This window comes from Lysinibacillus telephonicus (assembly GCF_003966145.1).
In the GTDB taxonomy this organism is placed as follows: domain Bacteria; phylum Bacillota; class Bacilli; order Bacillales_A; family Planococcaceae; genus Ureibacillus; species Ureibacillus telephonicus.
This window is the reverse complement of the sequence record NZ_RXNR01000008.1, coordinates 31,243-48,089: the sequence shown is the minus strand read 5'-3', so window position 1 is coordinate 48,089 and position 16,847 is coordinate 31,243. Positions and strand designations below refer to the sequence as shown.

The 16,847-nt window shown below is 33.2% G+C and carries 12 protein-coding genes and 2 riboswitches; of the genes, 1 reads left to right on the top strand and 11 read right to left on the bottom strand.

What is annotated here, in order from left to right; all coding sequences use genetic code 11:
• Positions 1–7: 7 nt before the first annotated feature.
• The 6 genes from EKG35_RS04165 to EKG35_RS04140 form a co-directional block, all read right to left on the bottom strand.
• Positions 8–1,708 carry a methyl-accepting chemotaxis protein gene (locus tag EKG35_RS04165; RefSeq protein ID WP_126293066.1) on the bottom strand — a complete coding sequence of 567 codons (1,701 nt, stop codon included), beginning with the start codon at positions 1,706–1,708 and terminating at the stop codon, positions 8–10.
• On the bottom strand, positions 1,692–3,341 hold the full coding sequence (locus tag EKG35_RS04160; protein WP_126293065.1) for a pyridoxal phosphate-dependent decarboxylase family protein: 1,650 nt from the start codon (positions 3,339–3,341) through the stop codon (positions 1,692–1,694). The genes EKG35_RS04165 and EKG35_RS04160 overlap by 17 nt, the downstream gene beginning before the upstream one ends.
• Before the next feature lie 136 nt (positions 3,342–3,477).
• A riboswitch (cyclic di-GMP riboswitch) is annotated at positions 3,478–3,561 on the bottom strand.
• 277 nt (positions 3,562–3,838) lie between these two features.
• Positions 3,839–4,231, bottom strand: coding sequence for a GtrA family protein (locus tag EKG35_RS04155; protein ID WP_185807637.1), 393 nt, complete (start codon positions 4,229–4,231; stop codon positions 3,839–3,841).
• A 68-nt stretch (positions 4,232–4,299) separates the two neighbouring features.
• The gene (locus EKG35_RS04150) at positions 4,300–5,406 is read right to left on the bottom strand and encodes a phosphatidylglycerol lysyltransferase domain-containing protein (protein WP_185807636.1); all 1,107 of its coding nucleotides are present in this window, start codon (positions 5,404–5,406) and stop codon (positions 4,300–4,302) included.
• A 390-nt stretch (positions 5,407–5,796) separates the two neighbouring features.
• Positions 5,797–7,830: a bifunctional diguanylate cyclase/phosphodiesterase gene (locus tag EKG35_RS04145; protein WP_126293127.1), complete on the bottom strand. Its 2,034-nt coding sequence runs from the start codon at positions 7,828–7,830 to the stop codon at positions 5,797–5,799.
• A 355-nt stretch (positions 7,831–8,185) separates the two neighbouring features.
• Positions 8,186–9,337 (bottom strand): response regulator, encoded by a 1,152-nt coding sequence (locus tag EKG35_RS04140; RefSeq protein ID WP_126293062.1) that lies wholly within the window; start codon positions 9,335–9,337, stop codon positions 8,186–8,188.
• A 206-nt stretch (positions 9,338–9,543) separates the two neighbouring features.
• Positions 9,544–9,627: riboswitch (cyclic di-GMP riboswitch) on the top strand.
• Between the two features lie 40 nt (positions 9,628–9,667).
• Between EKG35_RS04140 and EKG35_RS04135 the strand changes: the two genes are divergently transcribed.
• Positions 9,668–10,495, top strand: a complete 828-nt coding sequence (locus EKG35_RS04135) for a glycoside hydrolase family 191 protein (protein WP_126293061.1) — start codon at positions 9,668–9,670, stop codon at positions 10,493–10,495.
• A 255-nt stretch (positions 10,496–10,750) separates the two neighbouring features.
• Here EKG35_RS04135 and EKG35_RS04130 read toward each other — a convergent pair whose 3' ends face one another.
• The 5 genes from EKG35_RS04130 to pelF form a co-directional block, all read right to left on the bottom strand.
• Complete coding sequence (locus EKG35_RS04130) at positions 10,751–11,431, bottom strand: DUF4956 domain-containing protein (protein WP_126293060.1); 681 nt, start codon at positions 11,429–11,431, stop codon at positions 10,751–10,753.
• Between the two features lie 16 nt (positions 11,432–11,447).
• The gene (locus EKG35_RS04125; RefSeq protein WP_126293059.1) at positions 11,448–12,146 is read right to left on the bottom strand and encodes a polyphosphate polymerase domain-containing protein; all 699 of its coding nucleotides are present in this window, start codon (positions 12,144–12,146) and stop codon (positions 11,448–11,450) included.
• 140 nt (positions 12,147–12,286) lie between these two features.
• Positions 12,287–13,975, bottom strand: coding sequence for a CotH kinase family protein (locus EKG35_RS04120; protein WP_126293058.1), 1,689 nt, complete (start codon positions 13,973–13,975; stop codon positions 12,287–12,289).
• Between the two features lie 47 nt (positions 13,976–14,022).
• Positions 14,023–15,432 carry an exopolysaccharide Pel transporter PelG gene (gene pelG / locus EKG35_RS04115; protein WP_126293057.1) on the bottom strand — a complete coding sequence of 470 codons (1,410 nt, stop codon included), beginning with the start codon at positions 15,430–15,432 and terminating at the stop codon, positions 14,023–14,025.
• Positions 15,420–16,847 carry a GT4 family glycosyltransferase PelF gene (pelF, locus tag EKG35_RS04110; protein ID WP_126293125.1) on the bottom strand — a complete coding sequence of 476 codons (1,428 nt, stop codon included), beginning with the start codon at positions 16,845–16,847 and terminating at the stop codon, positions 15,420–15,422. Before pelF ends, pelG begins: the two co-directional genes overlap by 13 nt.

The following is a 16,847-nucleotide window of genomic DNA, read 5'->3' as shown; positions in this document are numbered from 1 at the left end:
TTAGATTTTATAACTTAAATCGATTTACTGCCTCATTTAAGTTTTCTGCCATTTGAGAAAGACTATTTGCTGATGAAGAGATTTCTTCCATAGTTGCTGATTGCTCTTCAGAAGAAGCAGCAACGTTTTGAATATTTCCAGATGTTTGAGTGGAAATAGCACTTAATTCGTTCATTGAAGCTGAAATAAGTTGTATTCCCTTGTTCATCTCGTCGATTGCATGATTAATCCCTATAATTTGATTGTTGACACTATTAACCGACTCCAAAATATTACCAAAGTCAACACCGACATGTTCGAACGATGAAACACCGTCTTTTAAAGTATTGTAGCCTACAGCCATGGATTCAACCGCATTTGCAGCTTCATCCTTAATTATTTCAATTTTGCTTCTTATATGGTTAGCAGCATCTTTAGATTGGTCAGCCAGTTTACGAACTTCTTCGGCAACAACAGCAAACCCTTTCCCATGTTCACCAGCACGTGCTGCCTCAATTGAAGCATTTAATGCCAGTAAGTTTGTTTGATCTGTAATCTCAGTTATGATTGTTACAATGTCACTAATTTCTTTCGTATAATCACTTAAACGGTTCACTACATCAGAAGTTTCTTGTATTGTCTTATAAGTGAAATGGATTTTTTCCACAGCATTTTCAATAACCTTGCTGCCATTTTCCGCAATATTAGTTGTTTTTTGTGAATTGTTCGCAACCATACCTATATTCTCAGAAATCTGTTGCATACTACTAGAAATATTCGATACGCTATCGTTCATATTTTCAATATGGGATACTTGATTTTCCATACCACTAGATACTTCTTGAATTGCCCCAGTAATTTGGTTAATAGATTGACTTGTTTGCTCTGCACCGGCCATAAGTTCCTCAGAGGTAGCAGCTACTGTGTCTGCGTTTACTGAGATGGAAGCAATTAATTCGTTTAAACTTTGCACCATCCTTTGAATACCTTCAGCTAATTGAGCGATTTCATCTTTCCCTTTTATGTTGAGCTCATCCATAGATAGATCCCCGTCAGCTACACGGCTTACATAATTTCGAATTAAAATAAGTGGATTGATAATTTTCTTGCTTACTACGAAAGCAATAGCCACTCCGATTATAATAAATACCAAGGATGTAATAATGGATACAGCTAAAATATTTGACAACAACTTTTGAATGAACGATGCATCAATATCTATCCCTATTAACATATTCGTTCCTTCAAGAGGGGCAGAGATGGATTTATGAACTCCATATTCATCTTCATAAATATCACTTATTTCAGTTGAACCTTCCGTGAATGTTTTATTCATTTCCCCAGTTATCGCATATTCTGTTCCATATAAGTCATCACCGTTAACTCCAACGATATAACTTTTACCATCTTTTTGTGTCAAAATATATATTAACTGAATCGAATCATGTTTTTCAGCAAAATTATTTAGAAGGTTTAAAAGTTCTTGATATTGTTGTTGATTCCCATCATCCGCAGCCTCCGCAACAGATGGGTCAATTTCCAACTGCGCCTCTTGTACTAATAACTCAAGGTTTTTTTCAAATTGCACTAGCACATGGTTATTTACGATACTTTGTGAAAATGTGTATAGAATGAAGCTAAAACAAATTGAAAATATTGCAATAGGAATGACAAAACTTAAAACATATTTCATAAGAATAGAATGTTTAAATTTAGATAAGAACTTCATTTTCTATTTCCTCCAGTTCTTTAATAGCACTGTCTAGAGCTGTGGTAATATGGTCTAAATGTTCTATTGTTGTATAAGGAGAAATTGAGAAAAACTTTGCTACATAAACTGGAAGTCGTTCTTTTGAATCTGAAGCATATACCATACATTGTTTTTTTGTATCTCCAAAGAATACATCTTCACGATTTTTACCTAAAATCTCAAATAATCGATCGTTTAATTCGTTTGTTTTTTCAATTTCATCGACCTTTAATTTTCCCCTTATTTCAAGATCCCATTTTGCTTTATTCTCATACAATCTAAAAGTAGTAATTGGTCCGATTGTTTCGCTATTAGTAATACCTATTCTAGGGAAATTTGTTATTAATTTTTTACGGAAAGCTAAATTTACACGAATATAGTTAGCTAGTAATTGTTGATAACCTTCCACACCAAAAGCTAATAATGATGCATAGATGGAAATTGCGCTTCCCATTCGCGAGCATTCTAAAGTATATCCTGTATGGTAGCTTCCATAGCCTCGATTGCCTACATACGGTGTATCAAATTCCTCTAGGTCAAGTAAGCCAAAGTCTTGTCCATTTTTAACTAAATAAAGGCTTGCGTTGTAAGGGTTTTGTCCAAGTTTATGGAAATCAAAACAACAACTATCAGCAAGATGAATATATTTCATTCGATTATTTATTTTCTTCAGACTTGTTAATACTTCTTCTTCAAATTGAAGTGGATTGTTCATAAAATCATATTCACGGAAAAAGCTATAAAATCCGCCCATCGCAGAATCCGCATGAATATGAATTGGTTTTAATTGATATTTCTCTTCTATTTCAGCAGCTATTTCTTTAATTGCTTTAACATCATCGATTCCAAAACTATCAGTTGCTCCTGTAGTTGCAACAATATAAACTGGAATTCCTCCATTTTGAATGACTTTTTCCAGTTTTAATCTTAAATCATCTAAGTCCATGGAATGATCTGATCCTGCTTTAACAGTTATTAAATGATTGCTCCCAATTCCAGTTGCCTCAACAGATTTTAGTAAACTATAATGAGCATTTTCAGAAGCAAAGCAATATAAGTTATTTGGAATGCCTTCCTTATTTGAGTTTGGAAATTGCTTAACAATCGCAAGCCGCAAGCCGTTAAATACAGCTCCTTGACCCCCCCATGTCGTATAGCCCCAGCTTTTTGTATAATCATATCCCACTATCTTTGACATCATCGAAATAACTCTAACCTCTGCTTCTGTCGCTGCTGGTCCATAAACATCCCACAAACTATTTGAGTTTAATAAAGATGCTGTTAATTGGCCGATAACTCCCGGAATACTTGCTAGCGGAATAGAATTAGTTACATAGTTTCTTGTTTGATAAGGACTTCCCTTTGAGAGATTTATTAACTCATGGACAACTTGTTCCATTTCAATTCCCGTTTGAGGTGTATTTGTATTCTCTATAAGTTCTTTATAAAAATCATCACTTTTTTCTTGAATAGTACCTAACGTAGATTTGTTAGGATTTTTTAAATTGTCGATGTTCATTACCAAGTTTTCAATATTTTTTAAGAATGCCTTTTGTTGAAGCTTGCTTCCATCCTCACTTGGAAATAGTTGTTGTACGCTTTTAAAATCCATTGTCATTCCTCCAATTGCTTATTTTAAAGCCTTTTATAAACGTTCTTTATAAATTGGAAATTTAAAATAAAAAACACAAAAAAAGCCCTTTGAAAAAAGGGTTGCAAAATGTTAGAAAAAAATTGTATTCATAATAGATTGCAACCCAGCCGTCATAGCAATGAACCTTAGACCTGAAGCTTTGCGTCCTCATTTTTCAATGAGTTTGCTTTTATTGTAATTATTTACATTATGACGTAATAATACCATGTGGATTGGGTCATTTTTCTAATTTTATTAATTCTGAATAGATAGAATATTACTACTAATCATCTTTTAAAAATGTGAAATAATAAATGCTAATTTACTTTATTAGGAAGCCAAATATATATAATTAACTAAAATGAACAAAAAAGACACCCTATAAAGAGTGTCCGAGAATTACAAATCATTATGTATATATCATCGTGATGTTAGAATGCAAAATTTATTATTTTCAATTAAGGATTAAGTACATTTTAATATTGTGATTGGAAAGTCCAATAGTTATTTAATATAAAATTAACAATAGGGATTACTAAAATTGTAACTAACTCCCCTACAAAATAGTGATAATCAAGGATACGTACAATAAAAAACATTAGCAAGAAATTCAGTGTAAAACCAATTGTGGATACAATAAAAAAACGCAATAGTTTCTGATATGTAACATTACTACCAAATGTATAACGTACATTTAAAAAAAACGAAACAATAGTCATTATAATGAAGGCAATAGCTGAAGCAAATACAGGTTCATTGTGAAATCGTTCTACTAAAACAAAAACAGAAAGAAAGTAAATACACGTACTAATACAACCTACAAAACTATATTTAATAAACTTTTGAAATAAACCTTTACCCAACAACACCGTTCTTCCCCTCAAATTTTTTCTAGGTCTAATCCTTCTATAAGCTCACAACAAAGAATTCTATTTCTTTATTCATATCGCAACTTATTACCTTTTTTCGCAATAACTTTCCCTTTGCCTGGAAAAGGTTCTCTGGATGATTGTTTACGATTTATTAATAAAACAAGTTGAAGGAAAATAATCGGTAAAAATGATTTTTTATATGCCAAATACTTTGGTTCCCATTCTGTAGCAAATTTACCTTTAAACTCTCTTAACCCTTTAAAATTGTACTTTTTATTTCCATAAAGATAGATACAACGAATGATTTTTTCACTAATAAATGAATGCTTGCAATTTCCTACATTCGATAATGGGGCCATTCCTAAACTACAATTTTGATAGGCGTTGTTTTTTGCCCAGTCAAAAATATGTAAAAATAATACATCCATCGTTCCATGCGGACTTTGTTTACATTTTCTCATAAGGTCAATTATCAAGGTTTGTTTGTAATCTGTTGCCAAGGTGGCAAAAGCAATAATTTTCCCTTCTGGATCATACATAAGAGCTATTGGGAAACGAGCAACATAGTCTTCTCGGTGAGAAACGACTGAAAATCCTTTTTCCTTTCCTCCACCTAACCATGAATCAGAAATTGCTTTTAACTCTAAAAGAAGTTCTTTTGAATGAGGAGGTTCTACAACGTGAAATGTAAACCCATTACGGGAGAATTTATTTATTCTAGTTCGTAATTTTGCTCCCTTTTTTCCTTCAAGAGAAAAACCCGCAAGTTTTACAATCGCCTCCTCTCCCAACTTTACAAAGCGATATCCAGACTCATGATAATATTGCATGTATCGAGGGCTTGTTTGGTAAAAGATTGGTTTCAAGTTTTTCAATTTACAATATTCATTGAATTCATTAATTGCATTATGTATGTATGATTCATCTCCAATAGGATCGCCAAGTACTACCAACTTATTGAAGATTTGCTTATAAACAATAAGTGCATTTCTATCTCTAGTCCAGAATTGTTCTTTATCTTTTAAAAATATTAAATGAGAAGCATGATTGCCTCCTTGTTCTTTTAAAAATAAAAGTAATTCATCATAATGAACATGCACCTGATTATCAAATATATTTTTAATACTACTCTGTTTTTGGGAAAAGGAAATGAGCTTTTTAATATAAAACAAGGTGTTTCCTCCTACAAGTATCAACAAATTAACCAACTATGATATTACCATATAAGAAGTGCTGTTCATAGGTGGTAAATATTTACCAAAACCTCACTCTTGGCGGATACTATTCATGGATATATAAAATAAAAAACACTTCATTTAAATGCTACTAGAGAGAAGTAATCTATTACAATTGAATATAAAAATACAAATCCCGAAAGTTCATTTTAATTTTCAGGATTTGCTTATATTAGTTAGTTTTTAAAATATTTAACTACCAAATTGGTTATTTACTACTGAAAGCAGTATGAACCTCCGACGTCTAACTTCTATTTTTTTTAAATGCCCCCCATGTTAGAAAGCGAAAATTTAATATAAAGTTTTAGCATTTATTTATCTATAGACTTACAGCTCGCTGACTGTATTTGCAACAAAATCTAAAGCTCTTTCTTTATTGTTTTTAACCCAATCATCAACATCTTCACTTTCCATCGGTTTACCATAATAATAGCCTTGCATCACATTACAACCTAACTGTGTTAATGATTCAATATGCTCCCGACTTTCAACACCTTCTGCAATAACATCTAAATGCAAGTTTTCTGCCATTAAAAGGATTGCATTGATAATAGCACGTTTACTTGGAGTTTCTAAATCATTCGTAAATAACCGATCTAATTTTAGTGAGTCTATAGGGAGACGATCAAGCAGTCCGATAGAGGAATACCCCGTACCGAAATCATCCATTGATATTTTCACTCCGAGAGCTCGAATACTTTGAAGTTGTCTAACTATGTCTTCCACGTCGAATAGCACCATAGATTCAGTGATTTCAAGCTCCAGCAAATTGGGATCCAGCTCTACCTTTTCAAGCACCGATTGAACGAAATCTGCTAACTTGTCAGTTTGAAAAAGCCTAATAGAAATATTCACTGAAATTGGATGAATATCCCCCTTCTCTTGCCACTCTTTACATTGAATGCAAGCTTGTTCTAAAGTCCATCTAGTTATTGGTACGATGTGTCCCGTTTCTTCTGCAATTGGAATAAATTCAGCTGGAGAAATCACCCCTAGTCTTGGATGTTTCCAGCGCAATAGTGCTTCAAACCCTGCAAGTTTATTCGTTTTAACATTCCACTTTGGCTGATACATCAGATAAAATTGTTTATCTTTAAGTGCTCTCTGTAGGTCTTTTTCCAATTCCATTTTACGTATTTCTTTCATTCCCATTGTATCGTTATAAACACAATACTGATTCTTACCTAACCCTTTTGCTTTATACATCGCCGTATCTGCAGTTTTAAGCAGCATAGAACGTTCGGAATCTTTTATCGAACTGATGCTAATGCCAATGCTTGCCGTGATATATAGTTCATTTCCGTCAATCTGATAAACTTCCTTAATACTTAGCAATATCTCCTCTGCTAATCGTTCAGCTCGTTTCTGATCACAATTTTTTACGATGATTAAGAATTCATCTCCGCCTATCCTAAAGGCTTGCTGATCTTTCTTAATAAACTTTTTCAAGCGAAGGCCAACTTCCTGAATGAGCAAATCACCTGTATGGTGTCCTAAAGTATCATTAATCGCCTTAAAATGATCTAGATCAAGAAATAAAACACCAATCTTTTCATCGCCTATATAAGTATCAAAAAAGCGATTCATTTCATTGCGATTTGGTAGCCCTGTAATTCCATCTTGGTAAGCCATTTTTTCCAATACGTGCCGATCAAAGAATACTGCTCCCCATGATACAAATAGAATAATAAAAATGGTGATGGTTACTCCATATAATAGGAAGAAATTTGCATAAGGATCACTTTCCATTATCATTTCCGAGTGAGAATGAAATTTGGCAGCTTTCATTCCTGTATAATGCATACCGCAAATAGCAAACCCCATAGCTACCGCGGACATCCACCTTAACCAACTGAATGGCGATTGATTATTTCGAAAGCGTAGAAATAGAAATAAAGCTGCAAAGGAAGCAGCAAAAGCAATCATTACAGACAATACCCACCACCCTTTGTCATAAGTAAGCTCGACAGGCATAATCATTGCTTCCATTCCCATATAATGCATCGTGACAATGCCGCTTCCCATTATCAAACCGCCAATTCCAATTTTATACCAGTGAATATCTTTTTCTTTCGTTATGTAAAATGCAATAAACGAAGAAATCATACTTGCTAACATTGAGAGTAACGTCATTGGTACATCGTATTTCACTGGCATTTGAAAATGCATTGCCAGCATGCCGACAAAATGCATTGACCAGACGCCAGTTCCCATTACAAACGAGCCCGCTAGTAGCCAAAAAAATCGACTTCGGCCGTTTGAATGAGAAATTTTCGCCGCAATACTTAGTGCAGAGTATGATGCTAATATAGCAATCACAACCGAAAGCGCAACAATATAATAGTTGTAGTTTCCTTCCAAATACACCTTTATCTCTCCCATCTCTCAACAAATACTCACAAACCTTGAGAATAATTATCAAAATTATATTTTATCAATTTTATATATACAAAATCTATACAAATTCCCAAAACTATGTTCCTTAGCTTTAAAACAATGGATTATTCTTAAAATTTTTGTACAACCTTTGTTACTTAGTGATCAGCGCCGCTCGAGAACACACCCTTACATTGTACTATGGGCAAAATAATCTTCTGCTCTGCAGAAATAAACTATTTGTAAAGGGGGCTGCTCAGAATTTACACATTCTGGACAGCCCCCTCTAGTCTTTATATCCGTTCAGTTAAGTTTCGATATTTCTATTTAGTTCATAGTATTAAGAATAGGATTTACTTTTCCATTTTTCATACCAATTTGTAATATTAAAACTTGGCAAACTATCATATTCTTGTTTTAGTACAGATCTTAATAGCCTATATTGCTCTTCAACAGCAGTTGAGCTGTTTATTGACGCATACAGCCTCATCAGTTCAAAGTAACTTTCTTCTTTATCTGGGTACATTTGTTGAATTCGTTGGTTTACTTTAATTGCCGCTTGAATATTCTCAGTATCTCGATAAAATCTACTCAAAATCAAGCCATGATTCAGCCATAGGCGGCGAAGTCTTTCCCTTTCCCCCTCAGCCCATAAATAGTCGTAATCACCAAGATAGTCTCCTTTATACTCACTAAATACGATTTCATGTTCGTGGATATTATCATTTTTTGGAGGAGTTAATTTGTTTAGCTTTGTTTCCCATTCATTTGTATCAACTAGAATATCTTCAATATGCATTATGTATCCTCCATATAAATTGTTTACACTACTTATTGAAATGGAAGGAATTCCTGCCTTCTTAATTGTTTGACGAATGTGGTAAATGGCGGTATAAAGCTGTTTTGCCCCTCTTTCAATTCCAAAATCAGGCCACAACATTTCAATTAATGTCTCACGATCTACTATTTTTCCCCTATGGTGAAACATATATGCGAACAATTCTTGCACCTTGGTTGTACGCCATTTAAAAATTTCAGGTTCACAACCTGCTCTCTGGTACTTAAGTTGATTAAAAGTGTAAAGTAGGGTATTCTCAACTTTGTTTTCTTTACTATTTGTTTGATGATTATCTAGTCTTCGCTGCAAACGTTCCACAGTTTTTTTTAGACGTTCTATTTGAAGTGGCTTCATTATGTAATCAAATGCATATAAATCAAACGCCTCAAGAGCATGTCTATCATCCCCTGTCACAAATACAATCTCTATATTTTGAAAAGCTCCCTGAATGCGTTCTGCCATTTCTAGTCCATTCATCTCAGGCATATGGATATCAATAAATATTACATCTGGTGAATCTGTTTTTATGTTTTCATAGGCTTGAATAGGATCTTGATATACTCCAACAACTTCCACACCATCAATTTTATTTTCCAGCACTTTTTTTAAATACATTAAAGGCAATTGCTCATCATCGATTAAAATCGCTCTCATAAGCATATCCCCTTTCCTAGTACTCATAATACGTACAAAATTCGTTCTACAAATTTACTACCATTTTGACCAATTAATACCATTTTATAGAATATTGTATTTATAACATTATAAAGTTACATATATTTTTTTGCTAGATTAATATCGGCCAAAAATATAAAAAGTGAAAAGTGAAAATTGTCAAAATACAGAAAGCTATATTATAATGATTATAATGGCAAATCAATTGAAAAATTGAGACGCAAAACTACAGGCCTAAGGTATATTGCTATGGTGGCTGGGTTACCGTAATTTTCTCTTTTAGAGATAAATCGTAAAGGAGCAATACTTATGTTCAAAAAAACATTCCTTGCCTTCAACCTTGCATTTCCTCTTCTCTTAACTCAATGCTATCCTACGATGGGCCATGTACATAACCCTTTATTAGATGTGAATAGCTATAAAATTTACTACGGTGAAATAGATGATTCAAAAGCTGAACAACTTAGCAATTATGACATGGTAGTTATTGAACCCCATGAAACAACAAAAGAACACGTTTCTGAAATTAAGGAAGCGGGCACTATTGCTCTAGGTTATATTAGTATTATGGAGTTACAGACATGGGACGAAGAGTTTGTTGAAAAAGTAAAGGACTCCGATTATTTATTAGATGATGGCGAGAGAGTATACGTTGAAGATTGGGATACTTACTTAATGGATATTACAAATCCCCATTACCAACAGCTTCTGCTCGATGAAATTGAAGAAGAAATTATTGAAAAACAATTTGATGGCATTCTTTTAGATACAGTTGGGGATATCGATGATTTCTATCACGATGATGAAGAAATGGCGTCTTACTTAAGAAATGGTTATGTTGAACTTTTACAATCCATTACTGATAAACATAATGAGTTGCTTTTATTGCAAAATTGGGGTTTTGAGACATTAGAAACCTCTTCAAAAGATTATGTTGATGCGATTATGTGGGAAGACTTTGATAAAAACCGCTTAAAAACTAGTAAATGGGGTCAAGATTGGATTCAATACTTCCAAACACTAGAGAGTGAAGAAAATATTGCAGTATTTACTGTTACTCCAGATACAAAAAGTTTTAAATACAGTAAAAAGTATGGATTTGTTCCATATAAAAATTCAAACAGCATATATAACTAGTTATATATGAGGGACTATTCGGAAAGATTGTTTTTCTGGATAGTCCTTCTATTTATTTAGGACATATATAGCTATCAAAAATTACACTTTCGAATTTCGTTTTCTGACTAACGGTAGGAGGCTTAGTAACGTTGCTCATATCATCATCACAGTATACTTTTCTCACCTTGCTTGTGCAGTAGTTCCTTGTTTAATATTTAAAGGGCCGTTCTAAAGGAATTTTCGAACGACCCTTTATTAAATATTATGGACAAATTATGCCGCGTAATCCCCGCTATATTGTACGAGGGATACATCTTTTACACCATCAATATTTGATAGTTTATGAACAAATGCAGTATTATCAACTTTAAGCTTAATTTTTAATGTTAGCTCTGTTAAATTATTTCGTACAATTTTAGATTTTAACTCATAATTGAATTTAACAAGCTGTGATTTAATCTCATCATATGCTTTTTCATCATAGTGGAGGACTAATAAATACGTTACATCCTTCCATTTCTTTTTTGATAGTATAAACACTGCAATCGCAATGAAAATGGATCCGAAAATTGCAACTGCATAAATAGATGCCCCGACGGCAATACCAACTGAAATAGCCCAAAATAGAAAGACGATATCAAGCGGATCTTTCAATGCAGTTCGGAAGCGGACGATACTTAGTGCACCGACCATCCCTAAAGAAAGTACAATATTCGTACTAATTGTCATAATAACTAGTGAAGTTATCATTGTCATGAGCACTAATGTAACATTGAAATTGTGACTGTAAACGACACTTCGAAAAGTCTTCTTATAGACAAAATATATAAATAGTCCAATTAGAAATGAAACAATTGTTCCAATTAAAATCTGCAAAATTGATACACTTGTAAACGTATCTGAGTTTAAAAAACTTTTTTTAATAATGTCGTTAAAATTTATTCGTTCATCCATATTTAATTGTCCTCTCTTATTGCTTATAGTACATCATACTTTGTTCCCGACAAATAACATATTTTGAAATAGCCGAGCGATGGTGACTGTCCAGCTGAAGGATATCACGAATATAATCTGGTAAATAAGAATTAAACTTTACCTCCATAATCATAAAGGGATATTTTAAAGCTTCAACTGTAACTAGATTCTTCTCAAAAATATCGACAGAGTTCACGCCAGCGCTTAAATATTTATCAAATGTAATTCTTACATCTTCAATATCTTCCATATATGCTTCGCGAACATAATCAACAATTACTTTAGGGGACATATGCTGCGTCCTCATATATAAATAAAAATCTTTTGCGGTTTGATTATTTTTATCCTGTAAAAAATCGTAGTCCCATTCTAATAATCGTTGATATTCATCCTTCGAAATAGAGAGAGATTCTTTGTTGATCATTTCTCCAAATCGATTCTTCTTCTCAAGCTTAATCACACTGTCGCTATGATTATAGATTCGAATCCTAAATTTTTTCCTGCGATAGATTCCATAGTTTTTTTCATACAGATCATTATCATAAACATTATCAAAATAAAGACTGCGAATATGATACCCTTCATCATTTACTGTATGCTTGTCCCTTTTTAAAACAATTTGCAATTTTTCTCTCAGTAGTTCATATTCGCTTATATTAATATAGAATTTCAACTCATGTCGTAGCTTCTTCATTTTTAGCTTCCTTTATTATTAGGCATTGTTAAATAGTATTTGTAATGTTTTCATGTACTTGAACAAGTATGTAGGAGGTGAAAAGACCCTAACCAAATGAAATTGCTTTCATCTATGTGAATCATTTACTGCATCAATTATTAATTAACGCTAAATTTCTTAACTCCAAAGTAAACTATTCCATCCTCATCCAATTCATCAAAAGCCATTTGCTCATTTCCTTTTGTATCTTTAGCAATGACCCGCCAATAATAAGTACCTTTTTCTAATTGATCTAAGGTATATGTTGTTTCAATCATATCTTTTTTCTCATGAACAATCTGTGTAAAGGCAGGGTCTGTACTTATTTGTAATGTATAGAATATATCGTCACCCTGGATATCATAAGAAGCATCCCATGAAAATACATTTTGCTTGCCTTCTATATGGTAATCTAAAAAGAATGGCATCGGCTTTTCCAGGTTTTTATAATATATCTCCTTATTAACCTCCGATTCTCGTACCATTCCAAAATATACGTCTTTATAGTCTGAAATGTCTATATCTAAATGGTCTTTATCAGGTGACCTTTTTACAAATTTGCTTACCACTGGATAATACTCATCTAATAGTTTTTTAGTATTCTCGGGATTAATGATTGAAGATAACTCCTCTATTTTTTTAGTCAAATCATCAACATTCTTTGGATCTTTGAAAAAGCGTTTATGAAGAACAGAACCCCAATAATTTGATAACCCATTTTGCCACTCAGGTGTTTTTGTATGCTCTTCTATTGTAGATGAAGATCTCCAAGCTCCATCATAATCCCATGGGAGGAAGTACCATTTTTCAGAATTCGATGGGCTATATAAATAAAAGTTTTGTGTAATAACATCTCGATTTCCCATCAGTATATTAGTTGCTATCCATGTTAGGTAATTTTCTCTGTCAAAATGCTGTTCTACTACGTCATTAATGTTTAAAGAATAATTATTTACATCATCTAACATATCAATCAGCTTGCGATGATCATTACTTCCCTTATTTTCTAATATTGTTTCAAATTCGTCCTTATTGAATAAAGGATCTGATTCAAGTTTCAACTGATCAGGGTAACGATAGAATTCGAAAAATGCTGCTTTGTATAAATTCCCATTAGAATCTAAACCATGTGATGCTAAAAATCGTTCATTTCCTTGTTCAATATGGGTGTATAATCCATAATCTACGAATTTACCATTTGTATTTTTATCTGTTAAATCCTTTACATACAAATGGACAAATTGTGTACGCATACTTGTCAGATTCGGGATTAGTGTAAAATAATCAAAAGAAAGCTTATTCCTTACTCTAGTTGCATCATAAGGATGTTTATTTAAATTTAATGTTTTTTGACCTTTCCACAGCCCAGCACTATCATATAATTTAATTTTAAAGGACTTTTGTGCAGCAATTCTAGTTGATTTCCCTCTAAGTTCAATCGATGCATTAACATCTGTTTCATCAAATCCAAATAAACCGTCTTCAATTCCTTCTTCTGTACCCTCTTGAATCGTGATATCCAGTTTAGGAGATTTCGAATTACTATTGTGAATACTGTACCAATTGTTTAATTCATAAAAAGATGTATCATTTTTATCTGAAATCGTGATATAAAATGTAACAATAGAATTCTTTTTCTCAAAATCATATAATCTAGGATCCTCATCGATAGTTTGGTTACTGTCCGTTTCTTGTACTTGTTTTTGCTGAGCTTCCACATTGCCGCCATCTGCCTCACCTGTTTCATTCGTACAACCTGAAAGAATCAACATAAAAACGATAAAAGCCATCATAAGTAGTTTGTTCATCTTTTCATATCCTCCAACACACTAATACTGTTTTTTAATCTGATTTATCAGTTCCCACGTAAATCTCCTCTTCTTTTTTTCGGTATGAGTGGTTGTGAGCAAAATGTGTAATAGTCAATATTATTCAAGTAATGGGTTAGTTTCCATAAGCCAAACAGTAAGCTAATTAATGCAGCAATAAATACTGAGAAACCATTATTGTCATATGGCACAAAAACAAATGTAAGTACCATGCTGCCCACAGTATAAATTACCGTAGTGATAGATGCTCCTTTTTGATCATCATAATAAAGTAATAGAAGTACGACTGTGTACATAACAATGAAAAAAAGGTAACCAAGAACCAAAATAATAAAGAGTTGGATTTGCTCAAATGTCAACCCTAATAATGGGAGAAATTTCAACCCCAAAGCAATCGAACAAATCGCTGTAAACAACTGAATTTCCACGATAAATGCAAGCTCTAAAGAGAGTATTTTAAACATGTCCTTTTTCGCTGACAATATATCCCTCAATGGAAAAGAATTTAAAATACGATTATAGTACGTCTTATAGGCTGTATAAAAAGACGTTTCTAAAGAGACAACAAATAAAACCATGGCTGGCAGCACACTTAAATAAGCAAAAAAGACAGGAACATCATAAAAAGGTGCAATGACAAACGTATCTGCAACCGTGTGCTGATACTGTCCCTGCCAGACAATAAGATTATGGCCATATAATCCTAATGTATAGAAGAAACCACAAACAAAAAGCAAGGGGGATTTTTTAAAATAGGCCAGGAATAGAAAATATTTATAATTATTTACCTTAAAATATTCTCTAATGTACTGTGTAAATTTTACAAGCATAAACAAGAAGCCAATATTTAAACAAATCATCATTGCTGTTACACTATAGATGTGTAAAAATTTAATGCAAATAAAAATCGCTGCTCCAGAAATTATTACACCTATTAAGAAGCTCTTAACAATTTTCATATAATCCTTTAGTGCAGATACATACATACATTGAATCCATACGATAATAAGTTCAATAAAAAAGATGTATGTAACAAACTTAAATGTAAGATCTAACGGTGAGAATAAGAAGAAAACAAATGCACTAACTCCGCCGAGCAAAACACAGATGCTCATAACACCATACATAGAAGATAGTATATTTTCATATTTTTCTAGGTAAATTTGATCTGCTACATACCTTGATACAATAAGATTAAATCCGCCTGTAATAATTTGTGAAAAAATCAATGCATATTCGGATGCGGCCAAAAACAACTCTCTTTCTGCATATGGTGTATCGACAGCTAAAAGCAATTGTTGTACGAAGGTCATTAGTAATATACATAATGCCAACGGTCCTACTGTAACAATCGCTGAATAGCTGTAAGCACGAACATTGGCTAAAAAACCGCGCTCATTAAACATTTTTTTTAATTGAAACCCTATTCCTGCCATACACTTTTCACCATTTCTTCATAAAGTTTCTGATAACGTTTGATAAAACTCCTTTTTGTATAAAAGAGTCCCACTCGCCTTTTTCCTATTTCCCCCATCAATTGTCTCTTCTGTTCGTCCTGGCATAGTTGAATAATTGCTCTTGCCATTTCGGTATATTGCATGACTGGAACAACGATTCCCGCTTCTCCTAAATCATCTAGTTCACCTAATAGAATTCCTTTACAGTTACCTACGTCTGTTGCAACAAAAGGTATTCCACACACCATACCTTCTAACAGTACTAGCGGTTGTCCTTCACTAATGCTTGAAAGCACTAGCACATCCATTAGATTAATATATTCTTTAACATTTACCTCACCTGTAAAAAAAACATCCTCAATCTGCAGACTTTCTATTAATTGAATACACTCGTTATAATACTCTTCATCTTCATCAGTTGGGCCCATTATGAAGAATTTTGCATTTGGCAATTCCTGTTTCACGATAGCGAAGCTCTGCAGCATTGTTTTAATATCTTTGATTGGAACAACACGAACAATTGCCCCTATATAAAGCTCCCCGCGATTGCGGTATCCCCTTTTAGGCAAATCAATGTAGTCTTCACGATTTACACCGTTTGGTATAATAACAATCTTGTTTGGGGAACATCCTAACTCTATTTGAATTTCCTTGTTTTTTTGGAATAACGTAACTACCTTATCGGCATGTTTATAAGCACAATTTGATAAATTATAAAAATACTGAATCCATAAATCTTTAAAATACCCCTTAACCCATTGTGCTTTAATAATTTCTTCTTCTCTTTCCCGCGTATATATTCCATGTTCAGTCAAAACAAATGGCTTACGATTCATGTATTTCCCTAGGCTGCCGAGAACTCCTGCGTATCCTGTTGATACACTGTGGTAAAGATCTGCTTGCGGGAGTGGATGTTTAATGCAAAGGAATAGGGGCAACACCATTGAACGTATCGACCAGAACATATCTGTAAATGGAACTTGATCATATTTCTCTAGACAAATTTCATGAACTATATCGAAAAAGTCTCTGCTTTTAAGGAAATTGATAGCTGAATCAATTTTATTCCCAGAGAACATAGATAAAAGCGTTTCCCAATCTGGTTGATTGCTATCTATTAAAGATTTAAGCGCTTTTCTCTCTTCATTTGTTAATTTATAGGTACGTCCCCACTTGTCTTCTTCCTCAGCAAAGTCATCTAAAAAAACTTCTTCAACTTGTATAACATTTGCTGGAAGCTGATACTTATAATTCCCTTTAGCCTTTTTTTCAGCACCTATCGAATAAATAATAAACTGATGCTCAGGCATATTGGTTATAATTGTTTGAATCCAACTGGAGACGCCCCCTGTAACATAGGGGTAGGAACCCTCTGCAATGATACAAATTTTCAT

What these genes read in the sequence shown, in the direction of transcription:
- pelG (WP_126293057.1), bottom strand. Translation starts at nt 15,432, where the DNA reads ATGGCAGGAATAGGGTTTCAATTAAAAAAAATGTTTAATGAGCGCGGT.
- EKG35_RS04160 (WP_126293065.1), bottom strand. Translation starts at nt 3,341, where the DNA reads ATGGATTTTAAAAGCGTACAACAACTATTTCCAAGTGAGGATGGAAGC.
- EKG35_RS04125 (WP_126293059.1), bottom strand. Translation starts at nt 12,146, where the DNA reads ATGAAGAAGCTACGACATGAGTTGAAATTCTATATTAATATAAGCGAA.
- EKG35_RS04135 (WP_126293061.1), top strand. Translation starts at nt 9,668, where the DNA reads ATGTTCAAAAAAACATTCCTTGCCTTCAACCTTGCATTTCCTCTTCTC.
- pelF (WP_126293125.1), bottom strand. Translation starts at nt 16,847, where the DNA reads ATGAAAATTTGTATCATTGCAGAGGGTTCCTACCCCTATGTTACAGGG.
- EKG35_RS04165 (WP_126293066.1), bottom strand. Translation starts at nt 1,708, where the DNA reads ATGAAGTTCTTATCTAAATTTAAACATTCTATTCTTATGAAATATGTT.
- EKG35_RS04130 (WP_126293060.1), bottom strand. Translation starts at nt 11,431, where the DNA reads ATGGATGAACGAATAAATTTTAACGACATTATTAAAAAAAGTTTTTTA.
- EKG35_RS04120 (WP_126293058.1), bottom strand. Translation starts at nt 13,975, where the DNA reads ATGAACAAACTACTTATGATGGCTTTTATCGTTTTTATGTTGATTCTT.
- EKG35_RS04140 (WP_126293062.1), bottom strand. Translation starts at nt 9,337, where the DNA reads ATGAGAGCGATTTTAATCGATGATGAGCAATTGCCTTTAATGTATTTA.